This is a genomic window from Rhodococcus sp. D-6, assembly GCF_040256695.1.
GTDB lineage: Bacteria > Actinomycetota > Actinomycetes > Mycobacteriales > Mycobacteriaceae > Rhodococcus > Rhodococcus pyridinivorans.
Map to the genome: position 1 here is coordinate 2,284,205 of NZ_CP132970.1, position 16,663 is coordinate 2,300,867.

A 16,663-nucleotide genomic window follows, 5' to 3' on the forward strand; every position below is an offset into this window, starting at 1 on the left:
TCACCCTTTTCGAAAGTTCGTTCTGAGCTGCACCTATTCGATCGGATAGTTTCTTTTGAAAACACAAAAATTTCCGATCTTCGACTTACACTGCGCCAATGCTGATTCACCCGACATTGCGCATGCAGTCCTGGGGATTCGTCATCGGCGCCGCCCTGTTCGCATTGGGTTCGGCGCCCGGAATTGCGACGCTTCTCGGCACCGCCGGTGCAAATACTTCGTTCTTCGTGGGTTCCTGGTTCTTCACGGGTGCAGCATTCGTCCAATTGATGCTCAGTGGGCCGGCCACCGTCACGGACAAGGGCAGCCCGGCGATCCGCGCCGACTGGCTCGCGTCGCTGATCCAGTTCATCGGTACGCTGTTGTTCAACGTCAGCACGGGAGCCGCACTGCACGCCCACACCGTCAAGGGTGAGGAGCACCTGGTGTGGAACCCCAATCTCGAAGGTTCCCTGTGCTTTCTGGTGTCGAGCGCGATCGCGTGTGCAGTCCTCTGGCGAGCGGGCTCGCATTGGGCGCCGCGCTCGAAGGACTGGATCAGCGGGTGGCTGAACATGCTCGGGTCGATCGCTTTCGGGGTCTCCGCCGTCGGTTCGTTCGTCCTCGACGACGGAAACACCCTCGACCCGAGCCTTGCCAACGCCGGCACGTTCGTCGGGGCGATCTGCTTCCTGCTCGCCGCGGCGGTATTCCTCGGGAGGCGCAGCGCCGAGGAACCGGAATCCGCAACGGCCTCCTGAGAATTCGCCGGCAGGGCACCTGCCGGCGGAGAGCGTCTCAGTCCTCCCCTTCGCGCCCTTCGAGATAGGCGCGAGCGGCGTCGGGCCCCTCGTCGAGCAGGATCCGGAAACCGTCCTCGTCGAGCACGGGTACTCCGAGATCGGCGGCCTTGTCGGCCTTCGAACCCGGGTTGTCGCCGATGACGACGAAAGCCGTCTTCTTCGACACCGATCCGGCGGCCTTGCCTCCGCGCGCGAGGACGGCCTCCTTGGCCTGGTCGCGGGAGAATCCCGCGAGCGTGCCCGTAACCACGATCGACAGTCCTTCGAGGGTTCGCGGGATCGATTCGTCGCGTTCGTCGGCCATCCGGACACCCGCTGCCGCCCACTTGTCGACGATCGCGACGTGCCAATCGACGGTGAACCAGTCGGTCACCGCCGCGGCGATCGTCGGTCCGACGCCCTCGACGGCCGCGAGCTCGTCGACGGACGCGGCCCGGATCCGGTCGAGGCTGCCGAACTCGGTGGCCAGCGCACGCGCAGCGGTCGGTCCGACGTGCCGGATGGACAGGGCGACCAGCACGCGCCAGAGCGGCTGTTCCTTCGCCTTGTCGAGGTTCTGCAGCAGACGTTCGCCGTTCTTCGACAGCACGCCCTTGGTGGTGCGGAAAAACGCGATGCGTTCGAGGTCTTCCTTCGTGAGCGAGAACAGGTCGCCCTCGTCGGCGATGATCTTCCCCTCGAGCAGCGCCGTGGCCGCCTCGTAGCCGAGGGCTTCGATGTCGAACGCTCCCCTGCCCGAGACGTGGAAGACCCGCTCGCGCAATTGCGCCGGGCACGACCGCGAGTTGGGGCAGCGCAGGTCGACGTCGCCCTCCTTCGCCGGGGCGAGGGTGGTACCGCATTCGGGGCACTGCGTGGGCATCTCGAAGGCGTACTCGGAACCGTCGCGCAGGTCGACGACCGGGCCGAGGACCTCCGGGATCACGTCGCCGGCCTTGCGGATGACCACGGTGTCGCCGATGAGCACGCCTTTGCGCTCCACCTCGGACGCGTTGTGCAGCGTCGCCAGCGAGACGGTGGACCCGGCGACGGTGACCGGCTCCATGTAGGCGAAGGGGGTCACGCGTCCGGTGCGCCCGACACTGACGCGGATGTCGAGGAGCTTGGTGGTGACCTCCTCCGGCGGGTACTTGTAGGCGATCGCCCACCGTGGGGCGCGGGACGTGGCACCGAGGCGTCGGTGCAGCCCCATGTCGTCGATCTTGACCACCAGGCCGTCGATCTCATGTTCGATGTCGTGGCGGTGTTCGCCCCAGTAGCGCATCCGCTCGACGACCGCCTCGGCGCCCTGCACGCGAACAGTGTGCGGTGAGACGGGCAGGCCCCAGGCCGCGAAGGCCGCGTAGGCGTCGGATTGCGAGCGGGGTTCGAAGCCCTCCATGCGGCCGTAGCCGTGGCAGTACATGCGCAGACGCCGGCGCGCGGTGACGGCCGGGTTCTTCTGCCGCAGGGAACCGGCGGCGGAATTGCGGGGATTCGCGAAGGGCGGCTTGTCTTCGGCCACCAGCCCGGCGTTGAGGGTCTGGAAGTCCTCGAGCCGGAAGAACACCTCGCCGCGCACTTCGAGCAACGTCGGGATCGGGTATTCGGCGGTGCCGGTGAGCTTTTCGGGAACGTCGTCGATCGTGCGGGCGTTGAGGGTGACGTCCTCCCCGGTGCGTCCGTCGCCGCGGGTGGCCGCGCGGACGAGTTTGCCGTTCTCGTAGACGAGGCTGAGCGCCACGCCGTCGATCTTCACCTCGCACAGATAATCGGGGTGAGTGCCGGTCTCGACCTCGGCGCGCGAGAGCCACGCGCGCAGTTCGTCCTCGTCGAAGACGTTGTCGAGGCTGAGCATCCGTTCGAGATGCTCGACGGCACCGAATTCGGTGGCGAAGCCGCCGCCGACCAGCTGGGTGGGCGAATCCGGCGTGCGGAGTTCGGTGTACTGATCCTCGAGTGCCTGCAGTTCGCCGAGGAGCGCGTCGAACTGACCGTCGGAGATGATGGGGGCGTCGCGCACGTAATAACGGAACTGATGCTCGCGCACCTGTTCGGCGAGATCCTGCCAGCGCTCACGCGCCTCCGGAGGAGCGGTGATGGGTGCGTCCGTCGGTTCACTCACAGCCTGCAAGCCTAGTCGAGGGGACCGACCGGAATACTCAGAGCGTGTCGGCTTCCTCAGCGAAGGCCGACGCGACGTCGCGCAACGAACGCAGAGCGGCCCGTGCCCCCTCCGTGGAGGCCGAGGCCAGCCCGCAGACCGGGCTCACCGCCACCGATTGCAGCACCTTCCTGGGGAACCCGAGCCGGTCGATCAGCTCGACGGTCGGTGCCGCGTACTCGCGCCAGCCCGTCGAGGCCGGTGCGGTGGCGGGCACGAGTCCGAGTATCGGGACCGTGCCCGAGTCGAACAGTTCCCCGAGTCCGTCGAGGTCGGAGCGTCGCACGCCTCCGACGTCGAAGGCCACAGCGTCGGCAGCGCTGCGCCGCAGGAAGTCGGCCGGGAAGGTGCCCGCGCAGCAGTGCACCGCGACGGAGAGCCCAGTGCCCCGAATCGTCGTGTCGAGCACGTCCAGCGCTTCCGGGTCCGGCACGGCAGGGACGGTCTCGAGGACGGTCCGGCCCTTCAGCGTTCCGGCGAGCACATCCGGCAGCGACGGTTCGTCGAGTTGCGCGACCACCTGAACCCCGAGCCGGCGGGTGATCTCGGCGGCGTGTCGGGCCAGGCCCTCCGCGAGCGATTCGGCCAGGTCACGAACGGCGCCGCGGTCGGTGAGCACCCGGCGTCCCGTGGCGAGTTCGACGTGGGCGGCGAGGGTGAGCGGCCCGGCAGCCTGCACCTTCACGGGGCGGCCGGCATCCAGCCCGGCGCGTTCCCAGGCCTCCTCGAGCGCATCGAGGTCCTGGGCGAGCAGGTCGCGCGCCCGGGCGGCCACACCGCCGCGTCGCGACACGAGGCGGTAACCAGTGGTCGAGGTGTCGAGGTACATGTCGACGAGCAGGGCGCTGACCCGCCCGATCATGTCGGCACCGAGGCCGCGTGCCGGCAGTTCGACGAGGTGGGGCAGATCCGTGAGTTCGCCGACGACGACCGCCGCGGCCTCGCGCGGGTCCGTCCCGGGCCACGAACCGATGCCTGTCGCGAGACCGGACCACACCTCGCGGCCGGTGGCAGGTGCCGTCACCGGTCCCCTGCCGCGATGGTTCCGCTGCCGAGGACGATGTCGCCCGCAGCGTCGGACCGGTACAGCACGGCGGCCTGACCGGCGGCGACACCGGTGAGCGGTTCGCGCAGCGAGATCTCGATGCCCGGACCCACCGCTTCGGCGACGGCCGGGGCCAGGCCACCGTGAGCGCGGACCTGGACGACGCACTCGATCGGTCCGACAGGAGCGGTGCCGGAGGTCCACACGGCGCGTTCGGCCCGGATCGACTCGACCTTCAGCTGTTCGGCGCTGCCGACCCGGACGGTGCCGCTCTCCGGTTCGATCGCGGTGACGTAGCGGGGGCGTCCGTCCGGTCCGGGCCCGGCGATACCGAGTCCCTTGCGCTGGCCGATGGTGAAACCGTGCACGCCCTCGTGCTGCGCGAGCACCTCACCCGAACGGTCGTCCACGACGGCGCCGGGACGCACACCGATGCGGGCACCGAGGAAGGCGCGGGTGTCGCCCGACGGGATGAAGCAGATGTCGTGGCTGTCGGGCTTGTTCGCCACAGCGAGTCCGCGCTCGGCGGCCTCCTCGCGGATCCGGCTCTTGGGGGTGTCGCCGACGGGGAACACCGCGCGCGACAACTGCTGCGCCGTGAGCACGGCGAGTACGTACGACTGGTCCTTGTCGGCGTCGACGGCGCGGCGCAGCACCCCGTCGTTCAACTGCGCGTAGTGACCGGTGGCGACGGCGTCGAAGCCGAGCGCGACGGCACGGTCGGCCAGCGCCGAGAACTTGATCTTCTCGTTGCAACGCAGGCACGGGTTCGGGGTCTCACCGGCGGCATAGGACGCGACGAAGTCGTCGATCACGTCCTCCTTGAAGCGGTCTGCGAAATCCCAGACGTAGAAGGGAATTCCGAGCACGTCGGCGGCGCGGCGAGCATCGCCGGCGTCCTCCTTCGAGCAGCATCCGCGCGAGCCGGTGCGCAGTGTGCCCGGCGCGGCCGACAACGCGAGATGCACTCCCACGACGTCGTGTCCGGCCTCGACCATGCGGGCGGCGGCGACCGCCGAGTCCACACCGCCGCTCATTGCCGCAAGAATCCTCATCTCCGGTCACCTCCTCGTCCACCGGCGCTCGCCAGTCCGGCGGCGCGAGCCCTGTCCACCACGGAAGGGAGAGTTTCGATCAGTTTGTCGATGTCACTGCGGGTTGTGGTGTGCCCCAACGAGAATCGGAGCGAACCGCGTGCCGTGATCGGGTCCGCCCCCATCGCGACGAGTACGTGACTCGCGCGCGCGACCCCGGCGGTGCACGCCGAACCGGTCGAGCATTCGATACCGGCCGCGTCGAGCAACATCAGCAGCGAGTCGCCTTCGCATCCGGGGAACGTGAAGTGCGCGTTGTTGGGCAGTCGTCCGACCTCGCGAGGACCGTTGAGGATCGCGTCGGGGATCGCCGCCTCGACACCCGCGACAAGAAGATCGCGCAGGTGCGCGAGTTCGGCGGTGCGGCCGGGCAGATCCGAGGTGACCTCGCGCAACGCCGCGGCCATCGCCACGATGGACGCGGTGTCCTGCGTCCCGGACCGCACGTCGCGTTCGTGGCCCCCACCGTGGGCGAGCGGCACGCACGGTACCTGCCTGCCGAGCAGCAGCGCTCCCACTCCCTGCGGACCACCGAACTTGTGAGCGGCCAGGGTCAGTGCCGACAGTCCGCTCGCGGTGAAATCGACTGGGAGATGCGCGACCGCCTGCACGGCGTCGCTGTGCATCGGGACGTCGAACTCGGCGGCGACCGCAGCGAGTTCGGTGATCGGCATGACGGTGCCGACCTCGTTGTTCGCCCACATCACGGACACGAGGGCGACCTCGTCGGCGTGGCGCGAGAGTTCCTCGCGGAGCGTGGTGGGATCGACGCGGCCGGAGCCGTCCACCGGCAGCCACGTCACCTGGGCATCCTCGTGCTCGACGAGCCATTCGACGGCGTCGAGCACGGCGTGGTGTTCGACCGCGCTCGCGAGGATCCGGCGACGCCGGGGGTCCTGGGCGCGGCGACCCCAATAGATGCCCTTGACGGCCAGATTGTCGCCCTCGGTGCCACCGGAGACGAAGATCACCTCGGAGGGCCGGGCGCCGAGGGCGGCCGCAATCGACTCCCGCGACTCCTCGACGCGCCGGCGCGCTGCGCGCCCCGATCCGTGCAGGGAGGACGCGTTTCCGACGGTGGCGAGGACCGACGTCATCGCCTCGACGGCCGCAGGAAGCATCGGCGACGTCGCGGCGTGATCGAGGTAGACGGTCGTGGAGGTACCGGAGGGACCGGCGGCGGGCGAGGTCATGACCGATCCAGGATAGCGGGTCGGCGCAGGTGCCCGCCGCGCTCAGGGGGGTCGCCCGTCAGGCGGCGTCCACCGTCCGTGCCGTTCCACCGGCCGGTGAGCCGCCGACCGGCAGGAATGTCACGGCCTCGACCGGGCGCTCGGCACGGACCGCGCGGGCGCATCGGGCTGCGAGATCGTGCCGGTCCCGACCCGGATGTTCGAGCGGAGCGAGCACGACTTCGACGACGACACCGCGGTTCCGGATCATCCGCCGGATCGAGGAACCGATCGTCTCGTCACCGACGAAGGCCGGCGCGGCGGTGAGGTCTCCCCCGCGCTCGCCGTATCGCAGGCCGACGGGCTGGACGGGGCACTGCGCGTCCACGGCCGCCTGCAGCAGGGCGGGGCGGAAACCGCCGTGGGACCGTCCGCATCGCGTCGTGCCCTCGGGGAAGACGGCGACGCACCCGCCCTCCAGCAAGCGGGTGCGTACTCGCTCGATCACGGCGGGCAGCAGTCGCAGTCGTTCCCGTTCGATGGGGATGACACGCATCCGGCGTGCGAGCGCGCCCAGCAGGCCCCAGTCGAGCAGGTCCGCTCGTGCGACGAACTCCGCGGGAGCGACTGCGGTGAGGACGAGGACATCCGTCCACGAGATGTGCGGTGCAACGACGAGCACGCCCCCTGCGCGCGCCCGTCGGTCACGCCGATCGTCGATCGTCGGACGGATGCCTACGCACCACAACAACAGGCGCGCACTGCGCCGCACCGTGCTCTCCCGACGCGCCGCGGGAATCATCCGTCCTGCCAGCAGGAGCGGCACCACCGTCAGCACGACCGCGACCGTCGCGATGCGCAACCACACCGTCGGCAGACCCACACGATCCGTCCCGTCCGGCAGGCACCGGATCCCGCACGGACTCGACGGCATCCACGCGTGCACCCGTGTCGTACCGACCCGAGTCACCGCGACCCCCGCTCGGCACGCTCGGCGGCCGCGCGCAGGCGGGCGAGATAGCGGGTGTCCGCCCGGTCCACGGCTAGTATCGCGACGAAGTCGGCGACCCCGAAGTCCGGATCGTGGGCCGGTTCACCACAGATCCGGGCACCGAGCCGCAGGTATCCGCGCAGGAGCGGCGGGACCACGGGACGCGGCAACGGAGCGATCTCGTCGAGCGGGTGGCCTTCGACCATCACGGGATTCAGCGGTCGGACCCGCGCTGCGGGTTCGACGGCGTGTCGTTCGAGCAGCAGGTCGCGCACGGCCCGAACGTTCGACGCCTCGGGTTCGTCGGGCGTCGTGCGCATGGGCACCGAGACGCATCCGACGACCTCGTTGTGTCCGGTCGCCTCGAGATAGTGCAGGATGCCGGCCCACATCAGGGTGAGGACCGATCCGGAACGGTGGGCTGGATCGACGCAGGCCCTGCCCATCTCCACCAGGCCGCGCCCGTGTGGGTCGAGTGCGGAGAGATCGAATTCGGTGGCGGTGTAGTACCCACCGGCCTCGCGGGCGGCTTCGGGCGGCAGCATCCGGTAACAGCCGACGACGTCGTCGGTGACCCGATCGCGCACCAGCACGTGGTCGCAGAACTCGTCGAACCGGTCGGCGTCGGATCCGCCCCCCGCATCGGGGATCCGGAAGCCGGGTTCACCGGAGAAAACCCGGTACCGAAGGCGTTGCGCAGCCAGGCGATCCGACGCTTCCGTCGACACGACGAGGGAGTAGCGGGGGCCGGACAGGACGGGAGCGGTGAACCCACTCGGGCGGTACAGCACCGGCGATGTGGTCATGCCCCAAGGTGTAACGACCGTGGGAGGCGCGCCGGCGGCGACGGGGTGTCGCGGCGATGCATCGCCGATGAACACTCCCGCAGAATGCACGCGGCCCCGCTCCTTTCGAAGGAGCGGGGCCGCGCAGGGATCGATCTGCCGGAGCGGATCAGCCCTTGTGCTTCTTGACCTCCTCGGTCAGCTGCGGAGCGACGTTGAACAGGTCGCCGACGACGCCGTAGTCCGCGATCTCGAAGATCGGGGCCTCTTCGTCCTTGTTGACGGCGACGATGGTCTTCGACGTCTGCATGCCGGCGCGGTGCTGGATGGCGCCGGAGATGCCGAGCGCGACGTACAGCTGCGGGGAGACCGTCTTACCGGTCTGACCGACCTGGAACTGGCCCGGGTAGTAGCCCGAGTCGACGGCGGCGCGGGAAGCACCGACGGCGGCACCGAGCGAGTCGGCGAGCTCCTCGACGACGGAGAACTTGTCGGCCGAACCGACACCGCGGCCACCGGAGACGACGATCGACGCCTCGGTCAGCTCCGGACGGTCGCCGCCGACGATCGGATCGCGCGAGACGATCTTCACGGCGTTCTCTTCCTGGGCCGGAACCTCGACGGCCACACGCTCGGCGGCGGCAGCCTCGGGCTTGGCCTCGATGGCGCCCGGGCGGATGGAGATCACGGGGACCTCACCGTTGGCCTTGGCGTCGACGGTGAACGCGCCACCGAAGATCGAGTGCACGGCGGAGCCGTCGGCCTTGACGTCGACGACATCGACGAGCAGACCGGAGCCGATGCGGGCGGCGAGGCGGCCCGACACCTCCTTGCCTTCGACGGACGCGGCGGTGATGACGGCGGCGGGGCTGGTGGACTCGACGAGCGACGCGAGGACGTCGACCTTCGGGGTCACCAGGTAGTTGTCGACGTCTTCGGACTCGGCGGCGTAGACCTTGACCGCACCGGCGGCGGCGAGGGCGTCCTGCAGCGCGTCGGCGGTGCCGGGGGCACCTGCGACGACGGCGGAGGGCTCGCCGAGCACACGCGCGGCGGTGATGAGTTCGGTGCTGACCTTCTTGAGCGCGCCCTCGGCATGCTCGACGAGCACGAGTACTTCTGCCATTACTACTTCTCTCCTAGATATGTCAGATGTTGTCGCGGGGCGCGATCAGATGATCTTCTGGCCGACCAGGTACTGAGCGATCTTGCTGCCGCCGTCGCCCTCGTCGGTGACGCGCTCACCCGCGGTGCGCGGGGGCTTCGGAGTCACACCGGTGACGGTGGACGCAGCGTTCGCAACACCGAAGATCTCGGGATCGAGACCGATGTCGGCGAGGGTGAGGGTCTGAACTTCCTTCTTCTTCGCGGCCATGATGCCTTTGAAGGAGGGGAAGCGGGGCTCGTTGATCTTCTCGGTGACCGAGACGATGGCGGGGAGCGGAGCCTCGATGCCGAAGACGCCCTCGTCGGTCTCGCGCTCGCCGGCGGCCTTGCCGTCCGCGATCGTGAGCTTGCGCAGGTGCGTCAGGTGAGGCAGGCCCAGGTACTCGGCGATGATCGCGGGCACGGCGCCCACGCGACCGTCGGTGGCCTCGTTACCGGCGATGACCAGCTCGACACCCTCGATCTGGCCGAGCGCAGCGGCGATCGCGTACGCGGTCTGGATCGAGTCGGAGCCGTGCATGGCGGGATCGTTGAGGTGGATCGCCTTGTCGGCGCCCATGGACAGCGCCTTGCGGATGGCGTCGGTGGCGCGGTCCGGGCCGGCGGTCAGAACGGTGACCTCACCGCCGTCGCGCTCCTTGATGAGCAGAGCTTCCTCGACGGCGCGCTCGTTGATCTCGTCGAGCACGGCGTCGGCGGCCTCACGGTCGAGCGTGTAGTCGCCGTCGCTGAGCTTGCGCTCGGACCACGTGTCGGGGACCTGCTTGATCAAAACGACGATGTTCGTCATGGGTCTGCGTCGACCTCCTGTGTGTAGCTGCCTTTGGTCGGCAAGGCGCTGCCTGAACCGAGCACTCGTGTCTTTCGCACGGCGTGTGCGATAGATTATCAGCCGCTAAGTTACCAGTCAGTAACTTGACGGGATTCCCGGTTCACCATAGCCGTACGGAAGGACGACGAAACCTGTGATCTGGAACACCGGAGACCACCCCTCCGGGGAGAGGTCTAATGTCGTGGCGGTGAGCGACACCCCCGCCCGCGCCGATGACGCGCACGCCCTCCCCCTCACCGGCGAACGGACGGTCCCCGGCATCGCCGAGGAGAACTATTGGTTCCGACGTCACGAGGTCGTCTACCAGAACTTTCTCCCCCGTTGCGTGAACCGGGCCGTGCTCGAGGCCGGCGCCGGCGAAGGCTACGGGGCCGACATGATCGCCGATGTGGCGACGCGCGTGATCGGCCTCGACTACGACGAGAGCGCCGTCGCACACATCCGCGCGCGCTACCCCCGCGTGGACATCCGGCACGGAAACCTCGCCGAACTTCCCCTCGAGGACGAATCGGTCGATACCGTCGTGAACTTCCAGGTGATCGAGCATTTGTGGGATCAGACACAGTTCCTACGCGAATGTCACCGCGTTCTCACCCCCGGCGGTGAATTGCTCATCAGTACTCCCAACCGGATCACCTTCTCCCCCGGCCGCGACACCCCGCTCAACCCCTTCCACACCCGTGAGCTGAACGCCGCCGAACTGACCGAACTGCTCGAGGACGCCGGCTTCCGCGTCGAACTCATGACCGGCGTGCACCACGGCCCCACGCTGCGCGCACTCGATGCCAAGCACGGCGGATCGTTCATCGACGCCCAGATCGAGCGCGCCCTCGCCGGGCAGCCGTGGCCGGACGATCTCACCGCCGACGTCGCGATGGTCTCCACCGACGACTTCGCCATCGTCCCCGAGAACATCGATGCGAGCCTCGATCTGGTCGCGATCGCCGTGAAGGACCCCGCAGCGAAGGACACCGCTCCGTGAGTGCCGCATCGTCCCGCGAACCCGGGATGTTCGCGCTCGTCCTCCACTCCCACCTCCCGTGGCTCGCCCACCACGGCCGGTGGCCCGTCGGCGAGGAATGGCTCTACCAGTCGTGGGCAGCGACCTATCTGCCCGTCACCGACGTGCTGCGGCGGCTCGCCGCCGAAGGCCGAACCCGGATGCTCACACTCGGCATCACCCCGGTACTGGCCGCGCAACTCGACGACCCGCACTGCCTCGCCGGGATGCACCACTGGCTCGGCAACTGGCAACTGCGCGCGCACGAGGCGGCCGGCATGCGGGAGGAGTCCTACCGCGCACTCGGCGCCCGCGAGCACCGCGCCGCCACCGCGGCACTGGAGGACTTCGAAACCCAATGGCGCCACGGCGGATCCCCCGTCGTGCGGCAGCTGATCGACGCCGACGCGATCGAACTGCTCGGTGGGCCTCTCGCCCATCCGTTCCAGCCCCTCCTCGACCCGCGACTGCGCACCTTCTCGTTGTCCGAAGGTCTCGCCGACGCGCACGCCCGCTGGAACCATCGCCCCCGCGGCATCTGGGGCCCGGAATGCGGTTACACGCCGGGCATGGAGAACGATTACGCCGCAGCGGGAGTCGAGCACTTCATGGTCGACGGTCCTGCGCTGCGCGGCGACACCTCGCTCGGCCACACGGTCCGCGACTCGGACGTCGTGTGTTTCGGCCGCGACCTGCAGGTCTCGTACCGGGTGTGGTCGCCGAAGTCCGGCTATCCCGGCCACTCCGCCTACCGCGACTTCCACACCTACTGCCACGACACCGGACTCAAACCGTCCCGCGTCACGGGCCGCACGGTGCCCTCGCACGAGAAGGCGCCCTACGATCCCGAACTCGCGTCGCACGCCGTCGACCAGCACGTCGCCGACTTCGTCGAGACCGTCCGGCAGCGATTGCGCAGCGAATCCGGCCGCATCGGCCGGGACGCACTCGTCGTCGCGGCCTTCGACACGGAACTGTTCGGCCACTGGTGGTTCGAAGGTCCGATCTTCCTCGAACGACTGCTCCGCGCGCTTCCCGAGGCCGGCATCGAGGTGGGAACCCTCGCCGATGCCCGCGACCGCGGATACGTCGGCGCCTCCGTCGATCTCGAGAATTCGTCGTGGGGTTCGGGCAAGGACTGGCGGGTCTGGGCCGGCGACCAGGTCGCCGATCTCGTGCGTCTCAACGACGAGGTGGTGCGCACGACCCTCGACAGCATCGACAAGTCCCGCGAGCAGAGCACGTCGTCGGTCGCGCTCCGCAACCGCGTGCACGACCAGATGGTGCGCGAAGCGCTGCTGACGGTCTCCAGCGACTGGGCGTTCATGGTCAGCAAGGACACCGCCGCCGCCTATGCCCGCGACCGCGCGCACAAACACGCCCACGCCCTGCGTGAGATCGCCGAGGCGGTCGACTCCGGACGCACCGAGACGGCACGGCGTCTGGCCGACGGATGGAACCGCGCCGACAATCTCTTCCCAGGACTCGACGCCCGACGACTGCCCGGACGCCACGGAGGCCCGCGATGAAGATTCTGCTCGTCTCATGGGAGTACCCACCCGTCGTCGTTGGCGGCCTGGGCAGACACGTCCATCATCTCGCCACCGAACTCGCCGCGGCGGGCAACGAGGTGGTGGTGCTGTCACGTCGCCCGACCGGCACCGATGCGTCGACCCACCCCACGATCAGCCACATCGCCGACGGCGTGCTCGTGGTGGCGGTCGCGGAGGACGCACCCCACTTCGACTTCGGCGAGGACATGATCGCCTGGACGCTGGCGATGGGCCACGCGATGGTCCGCGCCGGGATCGGGCTGACCCGCGGCGGCATCGGCGAAGGTTGGTATCCGGACGTCGTCCACGCCCACGACTGGCTCGTCGCCCACCCCGCGATCGCGCTGGCCGAGTACTTCGACGTGCCGCTCGTGTCGACCCTGCACGCGACCGAGGCCGGTCGCCACAGCGGTTGGCTGTCGGGCCGGATCAACCGCCAGGTGCATTCCGTCGAGTGGTGGCTCGCCAACGAATCCGACCGTCTCATCACGTGTTCGGCGTCGATGCACGACGAGGTCACCGAGTTGTACGGTCCGGACCTGCCGGAGATCTCCGTGATCCGCAACGGCATCGACATCACCACCTGGTCGTACCGCGACCGCGAACCGCGTCCCGGGCCGGCACGACTGCTGTACGTCGGCCGCCTCGAATACGAGAAGGGTGTGCAGGACGCGATCGCCGCGCTCCCCCGCATCCGCCGCTCGCATCCCGGCACGACCCTCGTGGTCGCCGGTGAGGGCACCCAGTTCGAGTGGCTGCGCGAGCAGGCACGCGTACACCGCGTCGCACGCTCGGTGAGTTTCCTCGGCAACCTCGACCACACCGAACTGCTCGGCTGGCTGCACGGCGCCGACGCGATCGTGCTGCCGAGCCGCTACGAGCCGTTCGGCATCATCGCCCTCGAGGCCGCCGCAGCGGGTACCCCGCTCATCGCGTCCACCGCCGGCGGCCTGGGCGAAGCCGTGGTCGACGGCGTGACCGGACTGTCGTTCCGGCCCGGCGACGTGGCCGGACTCGTCTCGGCCGTCCGGGAAACCCTCGACGATCCCGAGGCCGCCCGAGTGCGCGCGCGGGCGGCCCGGGCACGACTGACCGACGACTTCGACTGGCGCCGCGTCGCCGAAGAAACCGCGCAGGTCTACTCGTCGGCGAAGCGGCGGGTGCGTCACCCGCTCGCACGCCCCACTGTCCCCCAACGTCCCCTCCCGGACCGCGGATGAACGAGCAGCACACGCTCCAAATCGAGCGCCTGGCACCGCACGAATCCGATATCGTCGCCGTCACCGCACTGCTCAACGCGGTCTACGCGGTGGCCGAGGACGGCATGTGGGTACCGGGCACCACACGGACCGACACGGACGAGATCACCCGATATGCGCGGGAGGGCAGCATTCGCATCGCCCGCTCGCACGGCCGGGTGGTCGGCTGTATCCGCGTGACCCCGGTCGACGCGACGACGGCCGAGTTCGGGATGCTCGCCTCCGACCCGAAGGTCCGCGGCACAGGCGTCGGCCGCGTCCTGATCGACACCGTCGAGACGGAGTTCGCCGAGCGAGGTTTCGAGGCAATGCAACTCGAGGTGATCCGTCCGCGCGACACCTCACACGAGTCCAAGGTGTTCCTCGACCGGCTCTACACCCGGCTCGGGTACGTGCCGGAGGAGCCCGCGCCGCTCGATACGCGCCATCCGGAACTCGTTCCGGCTCTTGCGGTCCTATGTGAAACGGTCGTCTACCGGAAGCCACTGGGCCGACCCTGAGTCGACCTTCGACTCACGAGGTAGCGGACAACTCGGCCGGAGCGAGCGGCGGCTGCCGATCGAACCACGGCCGGGCCTGTTCGAGTTCGCCTGCGAGGGCGAGGAGCACACTCTCCCCACCGAGTGGGCCGACGAACTGCACCCCGAGCGGCAGACCGGACACCGTCCAGTGCAACGGCACCGAGATCGCCGGGCGCCCGGTGATATTGGCCAGCTGCGTGTAGGGGGTGCGCCCCAGATTGTCGTCCACCACCCGGTCGATGAAACCGGCCCGGGTCGCGATCCACGCGGTGCGGGTACGCAGGAGCGCCTCGCCGGCACGCCGCATCCAGCGGGGCGTGTCGAGTTCGCCGATGCGCGACGGCGGGAAGGCGAGTGTCGGCGTGAGCAGCAGATCGTAGCGTTCGTGGAACTGCGCGAGACCGCTCGCGTACTCGGCCCAGCGGGCATGGGCCGCAATGTAGTCCGACGCCGAGGTCGCCTTGCCCACGGCGGCGATGATGCGGGTGTCGAACTCGAAGTCCTCGGGTCGTGCTCCGGTGAGGCGGCAGGCCTCGGCGACCTCCGCGGCAGCCGTGGCGAACCACATGATGAGGAAGTCCTCTGCGAGACGCCGTTCGTCGATACCCGTCGAGGCGGGTTCGACGTGATGGCCGAGTTCCTCGAGCACCGCGACGGCAGCGTCCACCGCGGCCTTCGCCTCCGGATCGACCGGCGTCCCGATCGGTGACGCGGTCTCGTATCCGATCCGCAACCGCTTCGGCGCCGAGCGCGCGGCCTCCGCGTACGACCGGGCACGCTCGACGAGATACGGCCCACCCGCGTACGGGCCCGCCATGACGTCGAGGAAGGCAGCGGCGTCGCGCACCGTCCGGCAGATCACCCCGTTGGTAGCCGCGCCGTGCAGCGGTTCCCCGCCGCGCATACCGGTGGGCACGAGTCCGCGTCCGGGCTTGAGCCCGAGGAGCCCGCAGCAGGCGGCGGGAATGCGGATGGAGCCGCCGCCGTCGCTCGCTCCCGCCGCGGGAACGACGCCGGCCGCGACCGCCGCGGCGGAACCACCCGATGACCCGCCCGGCGTCACCGACGGATCCCACGGGTTTCGGGTGGCCCCGAACGCCTCGGGCTCGGTGATGCCCTTCGCCCCGAACTCGGGGGTGTTGGTCTTGGCGAACGGGACCAGGCCGGCTCCGAGCCACCGGTCGACGATCACCGAGTTCTCGTCCATCGGCAGGTCCGCGAGGACACGGGACCCGCACGAGGTCGGCTCACCGGCCAGATCCTGCCCCAGATCCTTGAGCAGGAACGGCACCCCGGCGAACGGACCGTCGAGCGGTTCGCGTGCCAGGACCCGGGCCTTGTCGTCGAGCCTGCGGACGACGGTGTTCAGTGTCGGTTCGACCGTGTCGAGCCGCGCGATCGCGGTCTCGAGCAACTCGCTCGCCGATACCTGCCCCGTCGCGACGAGTTCGGCCAGGCCGGTCGCGTCGTGACTCCGATACTCCGAGTAGTCCATCTGCTGTCCCCCGACAGTGTCCCGGCCCGCGTCGCTACTGGGGGACGCCCGCGGGCGTGTCTACCGACTTCTTCCGTGCGATATCTGCGAGCGCCGCTTCCCGGGCGGCACGCTCGGCAGCGGCGCTCTCCCACGCCACCTTACGGTTCTTCACGACCTTGGCGGGCGAACCCACCGCGATACTGAAATCGGGGATGTCTCCCTTGACGACCGCGTGCGCTCCGAGCACCGAACCGCGGCCGACCCGGGTGCCGCGGAGCACGGTGACCTTCGCGGCGATCCAGGTGTCCGGACCGATCCGGACGGGGCTCTTGACGATGCCCTGGTCCTTGATCGGGTAGGTGATGTCCTCGGTGCGGTGGTCGAAGTCGCAGATGTAGCACCAGTCTGCGACCAGCGTCGACGCGCCGATCTCGATGTCGAGATAGGTGTTGACGACGTTGTCCTTGCCGAAGACGACCTTGTCGCCGATCCGGAGCGAACCCTCGTGGCAGCGGATGGCGTTGCCGTCGCCGATGTGGACCCAGCGGCCGATCTCGAGGCGCGACAGTTCGGGCGTCGCGTGGATCTCGACGTTCTTGCCCAGGAAGACCATGCCGCGCAGCACCACGTGCGGATTGGCCAGCCGGAACTTCGCCAGGCGGTAGTACCGGACCAGGTACCAGGGCGTGTACGCCTTGTTGTCCAGCACCCATTTCAGAGAGGACAGCGTCAGGAATCGTACCTGTTCGGGATCCCTCCGACGGGACCCGCGCCACCTCGCCGTCAGAGGTGCACCCCACATGCTCGTCATAGGGGCAGCCTACGGTCCGCCTCGTTCGCGG

At 69.2% G+C, this 16,663-nt stretch carries 15 protein-coding genes; 5 read left to right on the forward strand and 10 right to left on the reverse strand.

Annotated features, from left to right (window positions below; all coding sequences use genetic code 11):
• Positions 1 to 98 precede the first annotated feature (98 nt).
• Positions 99 to 740, forward strand: a complete 642-nt coding sequence (locus RBB84_RS10765) for a hypothetical protein (protein WP_033097737.1) — start codon at positions 99 to 101, stop codon at positions 738 to 740.
• A gap of 37 nt (positions 741 to 777) precedes the next feature.
• Here the strand turns inward: RBB84_RS10765 and ligA are convergent, their stop codons facing one another.
• The 8 genes from ligA to RBB84_RS10805 all read right to left on the reverse strand — a co-directional run bounded on the left by ligA (position 778) and on the right by RBB84_RS10805 (position 9,969).
• Positions 778 to 2,886, reverse strand: a complete 2,109-nt coding sequence (ligA, locus tag RBB84_RS10770) for an NAD-dependent DNA ligase LigA (RefSeq protein ID WP_033097736.1) — start codon at positions 2,884 to 2,886, stop codon at positions 778 to 780.
• A gap of 37 nt (positions 2,887 to 2,923) precedes the next feature.
• Positions 2,924 to 3,949, reverse strand: coding sequence for a methionine synthase (locus tag RBB84_RS10775; RefSeq protein ID WP_033097735.1), 1,026 nt, complete (start codon positions 3,947 to 3,949; stop codon positions 2,924 to 2,926).
• On the reverse strand, positions 3,946 to 5,025 hold the full coding sequence (mnmA, locus tag RBB84_RS10780; RefSeq protein WP_033097734.1) for a tRNA 2-thiouridine(34) synthase MnmA: 1,080 nt from the start codon (positions 5,023 to 5,025) through the stop codon (positions 3,946 to 3,948). Before mnmA ends, RBB84_RS10775 begins: the two co-directional genes overlap by 4 nt.
• Positions 5,022 to 6,257 (reverse strand): cysteine desulfurase family protein, encoded by a 1,236-nt coding sequence (locus tag RBB84_RS10785; protein WP_006554560.1) that lies wholly within the window; start codon positions 6,255 to 6,257, stop codon positions 5,022 to 5,024. The genes mnmA and RBB84_RS10785 overlap by 4 nt, the downstream gene beginning before the upstream one ends.
• A gap of 58 nt (positions 6,258 to 6,315) precedes the next feature.
• Positions 6,316 to 7,119, reverse strand: a complete 804-nt coding sequence (locus RBB84_RS10790) for a lysophospholipid acyltransferase family protein (RefSeq protein WP_006554561.1) — start codon at positions 7,117 to 7,119, stop codon at positions 6,316 to 6,318.
• An 83-nt stretch (positions 7,120 to 7,202) separates the two neighbouring features.
• Positions 7,203 to 8,033, reverse strand: coding sequence for a GNAT family N-acyltransferase (locus RBB84_RS10795; protein WP_006554562.1), 831 nt, complete (start codon positions 8,031 to 8,033; stop codon positions 7,203 to 7,205).
• 148 nt (positions 8,034 to 8,181) lie between these two features.
• Positions 8,182 to 9,138, reverse strand: coding sequence for an electron transfer flavoprotein subunit alpha/FixB family protein (locus tag RBB84_RS10800; protein ID WP_006554564.1), 957 nt, complete (start codon positions 9,136 to 9,138; stop codon positions 8,182 to 8,184).
• Between the two features lie 45 nt (positions 9,139 to 9,183).
• A complete protein-coding gene (locus tag RBB84_RS10805) occupies positions 9,184 to 9,969 on the reverse strand; it encodes an electron transfer flavoprotein subunit beta/FixA family protein (RefSeq protein WP_006554565.1) in 786 nt (261 codons plus the stop codon).
• Positions 9,970 to 10,192: 223 nt separating this feature from the next.
• Between RBB84_RS10805 and RBB84_RS10810 the strand changes: the two genes are divergently transcribed.
• From RBB84_RS10810 to RBB84_RS10825, 4 genes are read left to right on the forward strand one after another with little or no spacing between them, the layout of a single operon-like run.
• Positions 10,193 to 10,993 carry a class I SAM-dependent methyltransferase gene (locus tag RBB84_RS10810; RefSeq protein WP_006554566.1) on the forward strand — a complete coding sequence of 267 codons (801 nt, stop codon included), beginning with the start codon at positions 10,193 to 10,195 and terminating at the stop codon, positions 10,991 to 10,993.
• A 26-nt stretch (positions 10,994 to 11,019) separates the two neighbouring features.
• A complete protein-coding gene (locus tag RBB84_RS10815; protein ID WP_033097732.1) occupies positions 11,020 to 12,540 on the forward strand; it encodes a glycoside hydrolase family 57 protein in 1,521 nt (506 codons plus the stop codon).
• Positions 12,537 to 13,784: a glycosyltransferase family 4 protein gene (locus RBB84_RS10820; protein WP_006554568.1), complete on the forward strand. Its 1,248-nt coding sequence runs from the start codon at positions 12,537 to 12,539 to the stop codon at positions 13,782 to 13,784. The genes RBB84_RS10815 and RBB84_RS10820 overlap by 4 nt, the downstream gene beginning before the upstream one ends.
• Positions 13,781 to 14,323, forward strand: coding sequence for a GNAT family N-acetyltransferase (locus tag RBB84_RS10825; protein WP_024101406.1), 543 nt, complete (start codon positions 13,781 to 13,783; stop codon positions 14,321 to 14,323). Before RBB84_RS10820 ends, RBB84_RS10825 begins: the two co-directional genes overlap by 4 nt.
• Positions 14,324 to 14,336: 13 nt before the next feature.
• Here the strand turns inward: RBB84_RS10825 and RBB84_RS10830 are convergent, their stop codons facing one another.
• Positions 14,337 to 15,839 (reverse strand): amidase, encoded by a 1,503-nt coding sequence (locus RBB84_RS10830; protein WP_033097731.1) that lies wholly within the window; start codon positions 15,837 to 15,839, stop codon positions 14,337 to 14,339.
• 34 nt (positions 15,840 to 15,873) lie between these two features.
• Positions 15,874 to 16,632 carry an acyltransferase gene (locus tag RBB84_RS10835; RefSeq protein ID WP_033097730.1) on the reverse strand — a complete coding sequence of 253 codons (759 nt, stop codon included), beginning with the start codon at positions 16,630 to 16,632 and terminating at the stop codon, positions 15,874 to 15,876.
• Positions 16,633 to 16,663 lie beyond the last annotated feature (31 nt).

Bases quoted from the DNA above. Each gene is read 5' to 3' on its own strand.
- mnmA (WP_033097734.1), bottom strand. From the start codon at position 5,025: ATGAGGATTCTTGCGGCAATGAGCGGCGGTGTGGACTCGGCGGTCGCC.
- RBB84_RS10805 (WP_006554565.1), bottom strand. From the start codon at position 9,969: ATGACGAACATCGTCGTTTTGATCAAGCAGGTCCCCGACACGTGGTCC.
- RBB84_RS10795 (WP_006554562.1), bottom strand. From the start codon at position 8,033: ATGACCACATCGCCGGTGCTGTACCGCCCGAGTGGGTTCACCGCTCCC.
- RBB84_RS10815 (WP_033097732.1), top strand. From the start codon at position 11,020: ATGTTCGCGCTCGTCCTCCACTCCCACCTCCCGTGGCTCGCCCACCAC.
- RBB84_RS10785 (WP_006554560.1), bottom strand. From the start codon at position 6,257: ATGACCTCGCCCGCCGCCGGTCCCTCCGGTACCTCCACGACCGTCTAC.
- RBB84_RS10835 (WP_033097730.1), bottom strand. From the start codon at position 16,632: ATGACGAGCATGTGGGGTGCACCTCTGACGGCGAGGTGGCGCGGGTCC.
- RBB84_RS10800 (WP_006554564.1), bottom strand. From the start codon at position 9,138: ATGGCAGAAGTACTCGTGCTCGTCGAGCATGCCGAGGGCGCGCTCAAG.
- RBB84_RS10765 (WP_033097737.1), top strand. From the start codon at position 99: ATGCTGATTCACCCGACATTGCGCATGCAGTCCTGGGGATTCGTCATC.
- RBB84_RS10825 (WP_024101406.1), top strand. From the start codon at position 13,781: ATGAACGAGCAGCACACGCTCCAAATCGAGCGCCTGGCACCGCACGAA.
- RBB84_RS10830 (WP_033097731.1), bottom strand. From the start codon at position 15,839: ATGGACTACTCGGAGTATCGGAGTCACGACGCGACCGGCCTGGCCGAA.
- RBB84_RS10820 (WP_006554568.1), top strand. From the start codon at position 12,537: ATGAAGATTCTGCTCGTCTCATGGGAGTACCCACCCGTCGTCGTTGGC.